General features: G+C 57.3%; 13 protein-coding genes and 1 pseudogene. 7 read left to right on the plus strand and 7 right to left on the minus strand.

Going from position 1 to position 15,781, the window contains the following annotated elements:
- The 3 genes and pseudogenes from Q0915_RS31550 to hisG form a co-directional block, all read left to right on the plus strand.
- Window positions 1-1,698 (plus strand): annotated as a pseudogene (locus Q0915_RS31550) (HisS family protein); the annotation flags it as partial.
- A 3-nt stretch (window positions 1,699-1,701) separates the two neighbouring features.
- Entirely contained in the window at window positions 1,702-2,859 is a 1,158-nt protein-coding gene (locus Q0915_RS31555; RefSeq protein WP_299484321.1) for an ATP phosphoribosyltransferase regulatory subunit, read from the plus strand.
- A gap of 3 nt (window positions 2,860-2,862) precedes the next feature.
- Window positions 2,863-3,831, plus strand: a complete 969-nt coding sequence (gene hisG, locus Q0915_RS31560) for an ATP phosphoribosyltransferase (protein ID WP_299484322.1) — start codon at window positions 2,863-2,865, stop codon at window positions 3,829-3,831.
- Window positions 3,832-3,870: 39 nt separating this feature from the next.
- Here the strand turns inward: hisG and Q0915_RS31565 are convergent, their stop codons facing one another.
- Window positions 3,871-4,395 carry a flavodoxin domain-containing protein gene (locus Q0915_RS31565; RefSeq protein WP_299484323.1) on the minus strand — a complete coding sequence of 175 codons (525 nt, stop codon included), beginning with the start codon at window positions 4,393-4,395 and terminating at the stop codon, window positions 3,871-3,873.
- A gap of 369 nt (window positions 4,396-4,764) precedes the next feature.
- Between Q0915_RS31565 and Q0915_RS31570 the strand changes: the two genes are divergently transcribed.
- A complete protein-coding gene (locus Q0915_RS31570) occupies window positions 4,765-6,795 on the plus strand; it encodes a hypothetical protein (protein ID WP_299484324.1) in 2,031 nt (676 codons plus the stop codon).
- Between the two features lie 65 nt (window positions 6,796-6,860).
- Here Q0915_RS31570 and Q0915_RS31575 read toward each other — a convergent pair whose 3' ends face one another.
- The 3 genes from Q0915_RS31575 to Q0915_RS31585 all read right to left on the minus strand — a co-directional run bounded on the left by Q0915_RS31575 (window position 6,861) and on the right by Q0915_RS31585 (window position 8,947).
- Window positions 6,861-7,226 (minus strand): VOC family protein, encoded by a 366-nt coding sequence (locus Q0915_RS31575; protein ID WP_299484325.1) that lies wholly within the window; start codon window positions 7,224-7,226, stop codon window positions 6,861-6,863.
- Between the two features lie 142 nt (window positions 7,227-7,368).
- The gene (locus Q0915_RS31580) at window positions 7,369-8,049 is read right to left on the minus strand and encodes a DNA-3-methyladenine glycosylase I (RefSeq protein WP_299484326.1); all 681 of its coding nucleotides are present in this window, start codon (window positions 8,047-8,049) and stop codon (window positions 7,369-7,371) included.
- 145 nt (window positions 8,050-8,194) lie between these two features.
- Complete coding sequence (locus Q0915_RS31585; RefSeq protein WP_299484327.1) at window positions 8,195-8,947, minus strand: protein phosphatase CheZ; 753 nt, start codon at window positions 8,945-8,947, stop codon at window positions 8,195-8,197.
- A 280-nt stretch (window positions 8,948-9,227) separates the two neighbouring features.
- Between Q0915_RS31585 and Q0915_RS31590 the strand changes: the two genes are divergently transcribed.
- The 3 genes from Q0915_RS31590 to clcA all read left to right on the plus strand — a co-directional run bounded on the left by Q0915_RS31590 (window position 9,228) and on the right by clcA (window position 12,461).
- Entirely contained in the window at window positions 9,228-9,956 is a 729-nt protein-coding gene (locus tag Q0915_RS31590; protein ID WP_299484328.1) for a DUF2927 domain-containing protein, read from the plus strand.
- A gap of 248 nt (window positions 9,957-10,204) precedes the next feature.
- On the plus strand, window positions 10,205-10,945 hold the full coding sequence (locus tag Q0915_RS31595) for a L,D-transpeptidase (protein ID WP_299484329.1): 741 nt from the start codon (window positions 10,205-10,207) through the stop codon (window positions 10,943-10,945).
- A gap of 160 nt (window positions 10,946-11,105) precedes the next feature.
- Window positions 11,106-12,461 (plus strand): H(+)/Cl(-) exchange transporter ClcA, encoded by a 1,356-nt coding sequence (clcA, locus tag Q0915_RS31600; protein WP_299484330.1) that lies wholly within the window; start codon window positions 11,106-11,108, stop codon window positions 12,459-12,461.
- Window positions 12,462-12,490: 29 nt separating this feature from the next.
- Here the strand turns inward: clcA and glcF are convergent, their stop codons facing one another.
- From glcF to glcE, 3 genes are all read right to left on the minus strand, one after another.
- Entirely contained in the window at window positions 12,491-13,825 is a 1,335-nt protein-coding gene (gene glcF, locus Q0915_RS31605; protein ID WP_299484331.1) for a glycolate oxidase subunit GlcF, read from the minus strand.
- Between the two features lie 169 nt (window positions 13,826-13,994).
- Window positions 13,995-14,354, minus strand: coding sequence for a DUF4870 domain-containing protein (locus Q0915_RS31610; RefSeq protein ID WP_299484332.1), 360 nt, complete (start codon window positions 14,352-14,354; stop codon window positions 13,995-13,997).
- 227 nt (window positions 14,355-14,581) lie between these two features.
- Window positions 14,582-15,772, minus strand: coding sequence for a glycolate oxidase subunit GlcE (gene glcE / locus Q0915_RS31615; protein WP_299484333.1), 1,191 nt, complete (start codon window positions 15,770-15,772; stop codon window positions 14,582-14,584).
- Between the last annotated feature and the right edge of the window lie 9 nt (window positions 15,773-15,781).

Here is a 15,781-nt window from a genome sequence, read left to right on the forward strand (position 1 = left end):
AAAAAACCGAATAAACTGAAGGCCCGCCTGCCGCGGGGCTTTCTCGACCGCTCTGCCGACGACATTCGCGCAACTGACGAGATGATCGGCAGGATCCGCGCGGTCTATGAAAAATACGGGTTTGACCCGGTCGAAACACCGGCGTTCGAATTCACCGATTGCCTCGGCAAATTCCTGCCGGACACCGACCGTCCGAATGCGGGGGTCTTTTCGGTCCAGGACGAAGACGACCAGTGGATGAGCTTGCGTTACGACCTGACGGCTCCGCTTGCGCGCCACGTTTCGGAAAACATCAACGAGATCCAGCTGCCCTATCGCACCTACCGTGCCGGCTGGGTGTTCCGGAACGAAAAACCGGGACCGGGCCGTTTCCGCCAGTTCATGCAGTTCGATGCCGATACAGTCGGTGCCCCGGGTGTCCAGGCGGATGCGGAAATGTGCATGATGTTCGCCGACACGATGGAAGCGCTCGGCATTCCGCGCGGCCAGTATGTCATCCGCGTCAACAACCGGAAGGTCCTCGACGGCGTTCTGGACTCCATCGGTCTCGGCGGGGAAGAAAACGACGAGCGCCGACTGACGGTTCTAAGAGCTCTCGATAAATTCGACAAGTTCGGCGCCGATGGCGTTCGACTTCTTTTGGGTGAAGGCAGAAGAGATGAAAGTGGTGACTTCACCTCTGGCGCCAAGTTAACTGAAGAGCAGATCGATCCTCTAATCAAGTTTGCTGATTTCGAATCCATCTTAAAAGGAGCGCGCTACAGCAACGCTTTAGACGATCTCCTTGGCCCCTATCCTTTGCCGTTCCAAGAGCATCCGACTACATGGAGCGACCCCGAAAGTGTTGATTCTCATACGCAGGCTGCCTGGCAGGACAAGATTGATTCTCTATCAGCCCTTGTCGAACTGCCAAGCTCCGTCAGTGACTGTTGGAACATCGAGAATCTGAGCATCTTCGCGTTACTGTTTGATCCCAACGAAAAGATCATCGAAGGCTTGAACGAGCTTGCCCAGATCGCTGCACTGATTGAGTCTTCGGGCTACAGTGAAGCTCAAATAAAGATCGATCCGACCGTCGTTCGCGGCCTTGAGTATTACACCGGCCCTGTCTACGAAGCCGAATTGCTGTTCGATGTCACCAATGAGAAGGGCGAGGTCGTCCAATTCGGTTCGGTTGGCGGCGGCGGACGCTACGACGGTCTCGTCAAGCGCTTCACCGGACGCGACGTTCCGGCAACCGGTTTTTCCATGGGTGTCACGCGGCTGATGACTGCCTTGAAGAACCTCGGCAAGCTGAATTCTTCGGATGTTGTCGCGCCGGTTCTGGTCACGGTGATGGATGGCGATGTCGATGCGCTCGGCCGTTACCAGAAAATGGTTCAGGATCTCAGAAGCGCCGGTATCCGCGCAGAAATGTACCAGGGCAACTGGAAGAAGTTCGGCAACCAGCTGAAATATGCCGACCGGCGCAACTGTCCGGTCGCGATCATTCAGGGTTCGGACGAACGGAGTGTCGGTGAACTCCAGATCAAGGACCTGATCGAGGGCAAACGTCTTTCGGAAGAAATCACCGACAACATCACGTGGCGCGAAAGCCGTCCGGCGCAGATCACGGTCAAAGAGGCAGACCTCGTTGAAACCGTGCGCGGTCTACTGGACGATCAGGCGGAAGACCGCCGGCGTCAGAGCGAGGGTTGAACAATGGCGGCGGCTCAAACAAGCGGTTTGGACCCAAAGAAGATCGAAACTGTGCTGGCTCTGTTAAAGGATGCCGGACATGATCTCGTGAACCCGCCGATCCTGCAGCCGGCCGACGTTTTTCTCGATCTGACAGGCGAGGACATCCGCCGCAGACTGTATCTGACCCAGGGATCCGGCGGCACGGACCTTTGTCTGCGTCCGGACTTCACTATTCCCGTTGGCCGCCAGCATGTCGCCTCCGGCAAAGCGAAGCTTCCCGCCGCCTATTGTTACAACGGGCCTGTGTTCCGTCAGAGGCCGGACGGGCTTGGCGAGATTCCGCAACTTGGCGCGGAGAGCCTCGGCAGAACGGATACTGCAGAGGCCGATGCAGATCTGCTTGCACTTTCAGATCGTGCACTGGACGCCTTTGGTGCTTCGGGCATGTCCATTCGCATTGGAGACGAGGCGCTCTTTGCCGCCGTCCTCACAGGATTGGATCTGCCAAAGGTCTGGCGCCGGCGGCTTCGCGACCTCTTCGGCGAAACGGACAAGCTGACATCGGCGATTGATCGTATGGCCGGCAACAGTTCCACCGACGAAGACAACCGGGATGTCCGTCTCGGATTTCTGTCAGCGTTGGAAGGCGCTGACCCGGCAGCGGCGCACGCCGTCGTGGAAGACCTTCTGTCAATCGCAGGCATCTCTGCGGTCGGCGGCCGGACACCAAGTGAAATCGCCGACCGCTTCCTGGAACAAGCCGCGCTTGCAAGCGGTGCGCGCGGGCACGATCAGGCGGCAAAGACGCTGCGTGCTTATCTCGCCCTCAAAGCCGATGGCGATGCAGCCGTGAAGGCGCTCAGGGACTTCAGCACCTCCAACAAACTGGACCTGGACGCGCCTATTGCAGCGTTCGAGCGCCGATTGTCAGCCTTGGCGGCAAAAGGGATTGCGCCATCGCGTGTGACCTTCGCCGCAGAGTTCGGCCGCCGGCTTGACTACTATTCCGGCTTCGTCTTTGAAATCCATGCAGCTTCCGCTGAGATTGGAGGACCGCTGGTTGGCGGGGGCCGTTACGACAAGTTGCTGACGTTGCTCGGCGCGGGTGAAAATGTTCCGGCCATCGGCTTTTCCATGTGGCTGGACCGGATTGCCGCGAGTATCGAGGGCAAGAGCTGAACCATGAGCAAGCTGATCATCGCCATTCCTTCCAAGGGCCGCCTGCAGGAAAACACGCACGCGTTTTTCGGGCGCGCCGGTCTGAAGGTTCTTCAGCCAGGCGGCGCGCGTAACTACAGCGGCGCGATCAAGGGTCTCGACACGGTCGAGATAGCCTTTCTCTCCGCCTCCGAGATTGCGCGGGCGCTTTCTGACGGCTCGGTTCATTTCGGCGTCACCGGGCTCGATCTTGTCGAAGAAAACATTTCCGACCCGTCTGCGACGGTTCACATCGTCACGCCTCTCGGTTTCGGACCGGCTGATGTGGTCGTTGCAGTGCCCAAGGCGTGGATCGATGTAGAGACAATGGCCGACCTCAGCGATGTCGCCTCCGATTTCCGAAGCCGGCACGGACGGCGCCTGCGTGTTGCCACCAAATACGTCAATCTTACACGTTCCTTTTTCGCCAGGAACGGGATCGCCGACTACCGCATCGTGGAAAGCGCCGGTGCGACAGAGGGAACGCCCGCGGCCGGTGCAGCTGAACTCATTGTCGACATCACGACAACCGGCTCCACTCTTCATGCAAACAACCTGAAGATCCTGAGCGACGGTGTGATCCTCAAGAGCCAGGCCAACCTGGTGGCGTCTCTCAACGCCGACTGGAGTGCTGCGGCCCTTTCAGGAGCCCGCGCCATCCTTGACCGCATTGCCGCGGAAGAGGCTGCCAGAAACGTCAAACTGGTCAAAGCCGTCGTCGACGATCGCACCCAGGCGCTTCGCTCCGTCAGCAATGTCGGCGCAATCCAGCGGTTTTCGGAAAGCGACGATCCACGCCGCGTCAACGTGCTGTGTCCCAAGGATGCGGTCGCCGATTGCGCCCAGCTTCTGATCGAGGAAGGCGCCGACACGGTAACGGTCGAGTCGCTTGATTACGTTTTTTCGCGTGAGAACCCGCTTTTCGCACCGCTAAAAGACAAGGTGGACAGGTAAGCACCAGCTTGTGCCGAAGCTATCGCTTCAGGCACCGGCTCACTTTTTCACAAAATCCGACACGGTTGCATCAAGCGCATCCCAATCGGTGAACTCGCGTGTTTGAGCGAGCTCCTCATTGACGTGGCCGGCGAGATCGCCTTCCAGCAAAGCCGATTTTTCGAACCAGTCGTAGTTTCCGGGCTTGACTGCACCGGCCACCAATACCGTTTCAGACGGTTGCCAGCTTGACGCTTTTTGGAAGGCGTTGATGTATCCCCTGGCTTCTTCCCTGGTGTCCGGGAAAGCTGCCGCCAGGCTCACGCTCACAAACAGCGTGGGCATCTTGTTGAGCTGCTCCCTATTTGCAAAGGTGAACAACTCGAGATCACTCTGGTGCTGTGCTGAATGAACGGAGCCAGCGATAATGGTTTTGTCAAAATCCGAAACGGCGAGACCGCCTGAAACGTTCCGCACGTTGTGATACCGGACGATGTGATCGCCGGCCGACAGACGTGTCCCAATATGTTTCGCGACCTTTTCGGTGTGTCCCTCGGTGGATGCGTAGGCAATCAGAATATTCAAGTCAGCACCTGTCCACTTGCATTCAACATATCTACGCTAGCGCAAGGCGTGGCCGCCGATGATCCGTATCATCACGTGTTTTCACCGTCCAAATCGCGGCAAATTGTCCAACCAACGCCGAACAACGCCGAAAACATTTGCCTCATGAACGTGAGAGTTCTCAACGCCAGGATCAAGTTTCCCGAGCGGTTGGAACGAGGGGCGATCTCACATTAATCGAGTACGGCATTGGTTCTCGGCAAACGCTCAATCTCACCTCTTCACCTTCCAGAAGATGACGAAAGCCGCCTGAGTTGCGTCTTCAGTTTGCCACGCCCTTTGAAGTGATGGCAGACTTGCTCCAGCGATTGAGCGGAGGCTCCGAAACTCATGAGTCAGTCGAACAACATTGCGAATGCCATCCGGCTGCTGGTGGCCATGAGCGGAATGGCTTCAGCTCCCGGCCCGAAGGCCGGTCTCGGCGTCTATGACGCCATTCGCAAACTCGCATCACGCCCACCGAAGTCAGTCGCCGCCATGGCAACCGATCTGATTGTGGCAGCCGACGCCCTGTTCAGCGACTTTCGCGACGCGCCGCAAGATGCGGACGCGCGTTTCATGCAAATAGTCGAGATCGGTCTGCTGGATCCGGGTGAGATCACGGCAGCGGATATGGATCCGGCCGCCTGCGCCGATGCAATGCTTGCAAAAATCACCGACGGAAACGATCCGACGGGAGAACTGCGCCAGACCAACATGAAGGACCTGTTTCTTGCGATTGTAGTGCCGACGCTGGCTCCGCTCCTGCGCACGAAAGAATACGCGGCCGACCTGACGCCAGCATGTATGGCGGACTTGCTTCAGACAGCGCACCGCATGGAGCACAAGATCGACAGTGTCTCGGAGCGGCTCGACAACCTGGAAACTCAAACGCGCGATACGCTCGAAGCACTGGCCTTGAGGTTCGGCGAACCTGAACCGGAAACAATGTCACTTCCGGATCTTCGCGCTTTTCTGAACGGCAAGGCACGCGACTATCGCGCCCTCAAAAAGGAAGTCAAAGCCCTTCGCGGAACCAGCCAGCGCATTGACAACGTTCTGTCAGCGGTCGATGCGGCGATCGCGAAGCTGGATCTGGAAGAAGCCGACCGCCTCCTGCGGTCAATCCGCGAGACGACGAATGACACTTTGCGGAAGCCCCTTGAAGACAACGCGAGGGTTATGGAAACGCAGGCGCATGTTGCATTTCTGCGCGGCAATCCGCAACAAGCAAGGCAATTGCTGGTCGATGCCGCAAACAGCCTCGCAGTTGTGGACGTGGCTGAAAGTCATCGCCGGAAATTCGACGCGGCCAGGCAGGTACAAGCTTATGGATCTACCTATGGCGGCACGGCCATTGCAGAAGCAATCGAGCTGGCCGAAAGTGCGATCCCTGACGCTATGGGAGCGGTTCCTGTTGGTGAACTGTTTGCGATGAACCATGACTATGCAACCATGCTCGAAGCGCAGGGGCGTATGCTGGCCGGGATAGCTGCAACAGCCTGTTTTGACCGGGCCGCAGAGATTTATGGCTTTCTCCTCAAGACCCTGGAAATCGACGGTGGAAACGAGCCGACACGTGCGGCCGTTTTGACAAGCCTTGCCGGCGTTCTGACAGAAAAGGCGCGGCGTGATCCCGGTCCGCCCGCTGAAGCCCTCCTCAAAGACGCAGAACGCTATCACGAAGAGGCAATTGCGATACTCGACGTGGAAGTGGATCGCGGAAACTGGATCGCCGCAAAATCCGGACTTGCAGCGACCCTTAGGCACCTCGCCGGGACCGACCCTCAAACGGGACACGCTTATCTGGGCCGGGCTGCGGATGTGTTGGCGGAAATCGACAGTTATCTCTCGCGACATGATACGCCTGATGAATGGCGGATCAATCGCTACAACCAGGCGAACATTCTGGCGCGCATTGCCGTCCATCTCGAGGACACCGAGCGATCGGCAGTTCTTCAGACAGCATTCCGATATTACACGGAAGCACTCGAACTGCTCTCCCCCGAGGACAATCCCATCGACTGGTCATCAACCCTTTTTGGCCGCGCGCTCTGCCTTTCCTTAATGGGAAATGCGGGCGGTGAGGAAGGATTGATTGCGATGCGGTCGGCGACCGCTGACCTGCAACAAGTCCTTGAAATCCAGCAGAAGACCGGATCCGTCTACCAGGCGTCACAAACGCTCGTCACGATCGCAGCCGTGCTGGAAAACATGGCCGACATGGAAGACTGCCCGGAGCCGTTGGCAGAACTCAAAAAAGCCGAGCAATTCCTGGAGCTGGCGATCAATTCCTTCAACGATGCGGAAGCCGAAGCGGACCTTGCAGAAGAAAGTCTTGCGTTGGAGAGAGTGAGAAGCAAACGGGCCGCGCTTGCATAAGCGTTGTACCACTTATTGACCCAGATCCTGCCGCCAGCTGGCCTAAAACTTCGCCGCTGCCTCGTCTAAACGCCCATGTGCTGTCCAAAGCGGATGTTGTAGCCATTCAGGTCGGTCGCGTTGAATTCGCGCATACCCCAGGGATAGGTTTCCGGCTCACGGGCAATCGCGACCGAATTTTCCCGGGCACGTTGATACATCGCTTCCAGATTGTCGATGTCGAAGTAGAGCCAGTTTTCATTCAATTGCGATGCGCCTTTCCAGAAATGGACACACGCGTCTCCCAGCAGGATGGCTCCATGTGTGGGCGGGTCGCCCCACAAAAATCTTATCTTGAAGCCGAGCTTGTCCACGTACCAGTTGCAGGTTTCTTCGATATCCGGTGCGGCAAGGGTCGGATAAACCGCTGTACATTTTACCGTTTCAGACATTTGAACACCTCCCTGTTTAGGAACCGGGGCACTTTCATCACGACAATGCACAAATCGCTTTGCGGATGGCGTCGCTATTGTGTCAAGGCACAATGACGGATTGCAACACCCGTCCCCGTTGCGCGCCCGCCCAACCGCCGAGCTATTTCCTTTTCGGCCTGACGAACGTGTCGCGTGCCTCTTCGACCAACTCCCTGCAAAAACAACCTTCAAGGTGGTCGTTGACCATGCCCATCGATTGCATGAAGGCGTAAACGGTGGTCGGTCCGACGAAGCTCCAGCCGCGCTTTTTCAGATCTTTGGAAAGCGCCGTGCTCTCCTCCGTCTTGCCGAGCGTCCTTGCTGTTTCGAAGTCGATCCTGGGAGGCCGGTTTTCCGGCTTCGGTTCAAAGGACCAGAAATATGCGGCGAGCGAGCCAAATTCCTCCCTGAGTTCAAGGGCCCGGTTGGCATTGTTGATTGTCGATTCGATTTTCTTGCGATGACGTACGATACCGGTGTCTTCCAAACACCTGTTGACGTCTTGCTCGGTAAACTTCGCGACTTTCTCAAACTCGAAATTGGCGAACGCTGCACGGAACCCTTCCCGCTTGCGCAGGATCGTCAGCCAGGACAGACCCGACTGAAAGCCTTCGAGACAGATCTTTTCAAAGAGACGGCGGTCGTCATCCACGGGCCATCCCCACTCCGTGTCGTGGTAGCGTTGGTAGTCCTCCAGCCCGCCGTACCACCAGCATCGCTGTTTGCCGTCGTCACCATGTATGAGACCGGTAATCGGATCGCGCTCGTGTTTCTTCTGGCTTCCGGTTTCTTGCTCACTCATGACGACCCCAATATTCACTCTTTGTTCTCATTGGTACCTCCGACCGCTGGAAGTTTCAAGCCACAATATGCAAACGCGCAATGCCACTTCCCAAACGAAAAGCCCGGCGAAATCGCCGGGCTGGAACAACGTATAACGGAATCTATCAGGCAAAAAGCGCGTCGATATCGTCCTGAGTGGCGACATCCGTATCGCTCTCGAGCGCCGGCCCGTTCAGCAGAGCGGCGTCGCCTTCCTTTGCTTCGCGTTCGTCGAGTTCGATATCCTTGAAGGTCTCGATACCGCCCCAGATATCCATCATCTGCATGATCCTGTCTTCGACAAAGCGCAGCGTTGAGACCACTTTCGTGATTCGCTGGCCTGTAAGATCCTGGAAGTTACAGGCTTCAAAGATATGGACGACCCGCTCCTGAATATCATTGGCAAGCTCCGCCTCTTCCCTGCCAACGCGGGCTGAAAGCGTATTCGCTGTTTCGTCAATGAACTCCGCAGATGCCAGAATGGTTTCCGTCGCTCCTTCAGTTCCGTCAACCACTGCATCAAGCTCGTTGGTTACCCGGGTCATCTCCTCGCCCTTGGAACCCGTGGTGTTGTGCAGAGTGGCGATTTCCTTCTTGGTCTGTGCGATCGCCTCGTAAATCGCATCAAGCTCGACCTTCAGCTTGGCGGCTTCAGACATTTCCTTCCGGAATTCGGTCATGAACTTTTGGCTCATTTCCTCCGGATCGAGCGATTTTTCCTGACCTTTTACACCCTGCGTCACCAATGATTTCAGGCTGGAAATTTCAGAAAGCACTTCCTGATGCCGCCGCTCGTCGGCAAAGGCGGGATCCGTATCGGCCCCGGAATTCATATGTATCAAGCTTTCCGCTCGAAAGGATCTCTTCAGCGCGGCCATGCCATCTCCCGTCCCTTGCCCCTGCAGGCGCATTTGAATAGCGATTGCTCAATACGTAGCAGGGGAAGTTTAAGGAATTGTTTTTGCTTGATTTGCCGCAATCGACAAAGATCGCCGGCAATTTAGTGCGACAAACATTGTTTTTTCTCTCAAACGGTTTGGTTATCTTTTTGGAGGAAATTTTAAGCAACCGGTCGTTTGGCCTCCGCAGGAGTGCCAAGGAACCGGGACACAGAACAACAATGTGGCCGCAAGAGGCGTTCTGACATATATGGAAAGCATGCGTTTTCTTCGTTCGCCCGATTTTCTTTTCAGTGTTTTTCTGATGACGCTTTTGAGCGTGACACCTGTTCGCGCTGCAAATGATTCGTTTTCAACAGAAGAACTGCTGCGGGGTTTCGAAAAAACAGTATTCGGTCTTGAGTACCGTAGCTGGAGCTGGCGGCCTTATCTGGTCAAGAAATTCACGCAGCCGGTGACATTCTACGTTCACAACCTGTCGCGCCGCGACCGTACCCGCGTCGTTCACCGTTTCGTGCGCGAGATCGATCGGCGCATCGGTGGCCTCAAGACAGGCATCACGAACGATCCTTCGGCGGCGAATTTCGAAGTTTATGTGGTCGACCGCGCACAATATGTTTCGGTGGTTCAAAGAGACATTTACAAGAACGACCGTGCCAAGGTTCCCGGTCGATGCCTCGTGCGTGTGGTCTCCGGGCGCGAAGGTATCAAGCGATCTTCTGCAGTGATCGTTTCAGATGAAGGCGAGTTTCTGTTCAAACGATGCCTTGTGGAGGAAATACTGCAGGGCCTTGGCCCCATGAACGATCATCAGGACCTGACTCACTCCGTCTTTAACGATGCGTCCCGCCACAGCCGGTTCACGGTCTTCGACCAGATCATTTTGAACATGCTTTACGATCCCAGGATCCGACCGGGCATGTCCAAGAAACAGACAAAACCACTCTTGCCTCTTGTGGCACGCGACGCCCGGAGGCGTGTACGTTAACCAACGATCGGCGGAAAGCGCAGAGAATTCAATCACACAATTCGATGCTTTGCCGGGCACATTCCGTCCGAAGGAATTTGTTAATCCTGTTCTTCAACACTCGGATAACCATAAGAAACATTTACTGAAAATCTCAGTACCCGATTCATTATTGGCTGAACTTGCGCGACTATTATCATTGCCAGTTCGTTAACCGGCGGCCTAAAATTGCCGGTGAATATGGTCGATGTTGAGTAAAGAGTACTGCCATGTTCTTTCCAAAGAAACGTTTCTGGACTGCGCTGATTTTCACGGGAGCAGCCTTTGTTGCCGGCGCCCTATGGTCGGAGCCGGCAACGGCAGGTCAGGTTGCGCCGCCACCACTTGTCCTTAGCCCCAATCTGACCGAACCGTGGATGCTGCAGCTGCAGCCTGGTGCGGCCCGCCGTGCGGTTGCCCCTGCCCAGCGGCGCCAGGTTCAACAGCCCCAGGTACGGCGTGCCAATTGGTGGTCCCGCCGCATGGAGCCGGCGCGGCAGCAGCCAAAACGGCAAACGCGCCAGATCGCGCCGCAGTTTCTGCCGACAATCGTTGACTATCACGGCCCCTACTCGCCGGGCACGATCGTCATCGACACCAATACCCGCTTTCTTTACCTGGTGCAGAGCGATGGCACGGCGCGCCGCTATGGCGTCGGCGTCGGAAAGCCGGGTTTCGAGTGGGCTGGAACCCACAAGGTGACACGCAAGGCGGAATGGCCGGACTGGCGCCCACCCGCCGCAATGCGCAAGCGGCGCCCTGACCTTCCGGTCTTCATGGCGGGCGGACCTCAGAACCCGATGGGTGCACGGGCGCTTTATCTCGGATCGACCCTTTACCGCATTCACGGTTCCAACGAACCCTGGACCATTGGTCATGCGGTTTCCTCAGGATGCATCCGCATGCGCAACGAAGACGTCATGGATCTTTACGAGCGGGTCGGCGTCGGCACCAAGGTCCATGTGATCTAGACACATTGCAATGCAATGAGCAGTGACGAAACGCGCGGCTTTGCCGTGCGTTTTTGTTTGCAAGGAAAGCATCGCTTGCACACCAAACGGTTTCTTTGCAGTTTGTATTTCAGGAAGAGCGAATCCCCGTTCTCAAATCCGCTTCAAACCAACGCTGGGTATGGCCCGAGGCACTGATCTTTTCTCCGCCGGTTCTGACACGGCCTATTTTGTGAAAGCTGCGATTGTCGGTTTGCTTGTCGGCGGACTGGCAACGGGTTTCCACGCCGGCCTGGAAGTCCTTTTTGCGCAGTATGCCGCCCTGCGAAGCGCCCTTGGCGGGGGCGTATTGCCTTATGCCGTATCCGTGGTGATTTCTTCCCTGTGCGTCGCCGGCGCGTATCTGCTCGTTCAACGTGTCGCACCCGAAGCGGCGGGCAGCGGTATTCAGGAAATCGAAGGGGCGATGGAAGACAAGCGGCCGGTGCACTGGCCGCAGGTCCTGATCGCCAAGTTTTTCGGAGGTCTGCTTGCGCTCGGCTCCGGCCTGGTTCTCGGGCGGGAAGGCCCAACGATCCACATGGGTGCAATGACCGCAGAAGCGCTGGCGCGATCTCACGACATTTCCGCCGCCGATCACAAGGGACTTCTGGCGGCAGGCGCCGCAGCCGGACTGGCAGCGGCCTTCAATGCGCCTCTGGCCGCGATTCTTTTCATTGTCGAAGAGACGCGTCGTCAATTTCCCTTCGGCTACCGCACCTACATGGCTGTCATTATCGCTTCAATCCTGAGCGCTGCGGTCACCGAGCAGCTGACGCAAACCGGTCCGCTCCTCGTGGTCGACGTCCACTATCTTCCGGTTTGGAGCTATGTACTCCTGGCGGTGCTTGGCGTTCTTCTCGGAGGCCTCGGCGTCTTCTTCAACTGGGCCCTGCTTGCGGTCATGGATCTCTTCATCCGCATTCCCAAAGCGCTGCGCTGGCTGCCGGCACTCGCGATCGGCGCGGTCACCGGGATCTTGCTCAATGCCTTCCCCGATGCGACCGGAGGCGGCGAAGACCTGGTGCATGACCTTATTTCCAGCAACTATGGTGTGCTGGTTCTGTTGCTGCTGACTTTTCTGCGTTTCGGTGGCGTACTGTTTTCCTACGCGTCCGGTGTCCCGGGAGGCATATTTGCCCCAATGCTCTCCATCGCGACATGCGCGGGTTTGGCGTTCGGCGTACTCGCCGTGCAAACGCTCCCGGTGGAGGACAATTTCCGGGCTGCTTGTGCGGTTGCGGCGATGGGCGGTTTTTTTGCCGCGTCCGTGCGGGCGCCACTTGTCGGTGTCGTGCTGGTGATGGAACTTACCGGCGCTTATGCCCTGATCATGCCAGTCCTTGTGACTTGCACGACGGCCTCACTTACGGCCCACCACCTTGGCGGCCGTCCGATCTACGAGCAACTTCTCGACCGGACACTCCGGCTTTCAGGACAGTCTCCGGACAACGAGCCCGACAAGACACCGGTGCAACTCGGCACGCGAAACAGCTGAAGCAGTGCGCGGGCAGGCATTCAGGACCGTTATTCGGCTGCGTCAGATTGGTGCCGCGCCGACAGACCATCCGGCTGTGGGCCGCCATACACCCAATCGAGAAGCTCAGCAGTGTGAAGAATAGGGATGTCCGTTCCGAGGCCGATCTGCGTCATGCAACCGATGTTGCCGGTCGCTATGAGATCCGGCGTGGTTTTGTTGATATTGGCGATTTTGCGATCCCGCAGCTTGCGGGCAATTTCGGGCTGCAGAATATTGTAGGTGCCTGCCGATCCGCAGCACAGATGCCCTTCCGGGACATCCCTGACGTCAAATCCGGCAGCCTTCAGCAGCTCTTTGGGCTGTCTTGTTATCTTTTGCCCATGCTGCATAGAGCATGCGGAGTGGTAGGCAACGGTCAGTCCCGGCTTGAGCACCGGTGTCCCCAGATCGATGTCTGAAAGAAACTCGGTAATGTCCTTGGCAAGTGCGGAGACCTTGGCGGCTTTTTCAGCGTAGGCAGGATCGTCCCGCAGCATGAAGCCATAATCCTTGATCGTCGTGCCGCAGCCCGAGGCGGTGATCAGAACCGCATCCAGTCCTTCGCCATCTGCTTCACGCAGCCAGACATCGACATTGCGCCGCGCATTTTCAAGCGACGCTTCCTCTTTGCCCATGTGGTGCACCAACGCGCCGCAGCAAACTTCCCCTTTCGGCAGCACGACTTCATAGCCGGCACGGCGGAGAAGCCGGATCGTGGCGTCATTTATGGCGGGATTCAAAACCGGCTGCGCGCATCCGCCCAAAAGGGCAACCCGGCCTTTCTTCTCCTGTTTGTCCGGCGAGTACTGTCCCGGGCCCTCCAGCTGGCCACGGCCTGGTGCCCTGACCGGAGCAAGTTCCAGCATGGCGCCGACCTGCGCCATCGGACCGCCCAATGCCTTCAAGGCGCGCGCGAATGGACGTCCGAAAAACGCTCCTATCAGGGCGAGGCGAAACCGGCCGGGATAGGGAAGCACAAATGCCAGAACGGATCGCATGATCCGATCCGACAGCGGCCTCTTGTAGGTCTTTTCGATATGTGCACGCGCGTGGTCGACAAGGTGCATGTAGTGAACACCCGAAGGACAGGTGGTCATGCACGCCAGGCAGGACAGGCACCGGTCGATGTGTTTGACAATCTTGTCGTCCGCCGGCCGGTCGTTCTCCAGCATGTCCTTGATCAGGTAGATGCGCCCGCGCGGACTGTCGAGCTCATCGCCGAGCAGGGTGAATGTCGGACATGTCGCCGTGCAGAAACCGCAATGCACGCATTTACGCAGGATTTTCTCCGACTCAGCAACGTGACTGTCTTTCAGCTGTTCGGCGGTGAAATTCGTCTGCATCGCCCACGGCGTCCCTTTTTTCTCTCCCAAGCTTGCGGAGATCGTAGGGGTTGGTCACAGGCGGCACAAGACGCGTTTACGGCATAAGGGTTTTGCCAAAACAGACAGTCTCGCCGACAGGTCGCGAAGATGGCGCACGTCTCAGTCAGTCAGTGACACGTGCCTCGCCTTAGAACATCCAAGTGCGCGGATTGGAGATTTCTTCACCACGCGATGCCAGCTGCAGGCCCTTGATGCAACGGATAATCGCCCAAACCAGCGTTGCGATCAGAACGAATATGCCGATGAAAATAAACACCAGCACCGCGCCGATAATGCTGAAGAGGATACCGATCCAGAACGTCCGGATTTGATAGATGTAGTGCGTATCGACCCACTCAGCCGCCTTGCCCTTGTTCAGGTAAGCAAAGATGACACCAATGATTGATGTGATGCCCACAATGATACTGACAAGATAAAGTATGTATATGAGAGTGACGTTCTTGCCACCTGGTTCCATGTAACCCGCAACATCAGTCTGATCGTTCATCACCGCACTCCGCTCAATGATTAGCCCCGACAACAAATGAATGCATCTGCCGAAGAGCGCAGACGCTGATCCAACCACCCTAGGCAAAGGACCCGCAATTGCAACAGGGTTGGTGCCGGAAGCCGCAAATCGCGCCCCAAATAAACAAGCGAGCACCAGCGCCGCAAGATCCGCCAATGCATGCTTCGGCTGACCCGCGATAACCGATACCTGACGGGCCGGGTCGGCTATACGCCCGAAACCATTCGCCCCGGGTTCAAAATGCCGCTCGGGTCGAATTGAGCCTTCAGGCGTTTCGATAGGTTTGCCAAGGGCGCTGATTGCGGCTGGAACACTGCAACATCGGTGCGCACTGACAATCCGGCCCGAACCAGCGTCGCATGCCCCCCACCAGCACGTTCCAGTGTCTGGCGAATGTCCGTTTCATGGACCAGGCCATCTTCAACCAAGACCCATACGAGACCACCGCTCCAATCGTAAAACGCCTGAACGTCAAGATCTTCGCGCAGCATCTCGACGAATTTCGGTCCGTTGGTCGGCGCAACCGACACCCGCCACACGGGCGCTGCCGTGTCGGCAAACGGCATCACGTCGCGAATGGACTGCCATTGGGATCTGGAAAGTGTTTCGTCAAGCCGGCCCGGCTGGCCGTATTCGCGCAGCAGATCCTGAAGCGTGCTGAAACGGTAGTCGACCGACGTCTGAAACCCTTCGAGGCGAAGCACTGTCTGGCTTTTGTCGCCGTTGACACCGGCGGGAAGGTGCGCCGCCCCCGACACTTCGGCCGACGATCCCATCGCCTTGCAAAGTGCTGCAACGGCTGTTTCGTCCTGAAGGCCTGTCAGGACGAAGCTCGCCGATGTCTCGGGTTTCGGGTTCACCTTGAGCGTTACCGTTGCCGCGACCGCCAATGTTCCATACGACCCGCAGAGGGCTCTTGGCAGATCGTAGCCGGTGACGTTCTTTACGACCTTGCCACCGGAATTGAAGATTTCGCCACGGCCCGACACGGCTTCCATGCCCAGAATATGATCCCTTGCAGCACCTGCCTTGAGCCGGCGTGGACCGGACAGGTTGGCTGCAAGAACGCCGCCAATGGTGCCTTTGCCGGCACCATTGCCCTGCAGCGGCCCATAATCCATGGGTTCGAAGGACAGTTCCTGACCGTTTTCGTCAACGAGCTGCTCAATCTCGGCGATCGGGGTTCCCGCTTTCACCGTCAGTACAAGTTCCGCCGGTTCGTAGGCTTCGATCCCGTTCACACCCGAGAGATCGAGGACATGTGCTGCCTGAACAGGGCGGCCCAGACCACGTTTTGAACCCTGACCGATTACTTCAAGCGGCTGTTCTTCTGCGGCTGCCCACCTGACGGCATCCTCTATCTCGCGCGCATCGCGCGGTTTCAGTGTCGCATCCATTGGCTAGGG

This window comes from uncultured Roseibium sp. (genome assembly GCF_947494555.1).
Classification (GTDB): Bacteria; Pseudomonadota; Alphaproteobacteria; order Rhizobiales; family Stappiaceae; genus Roseibium.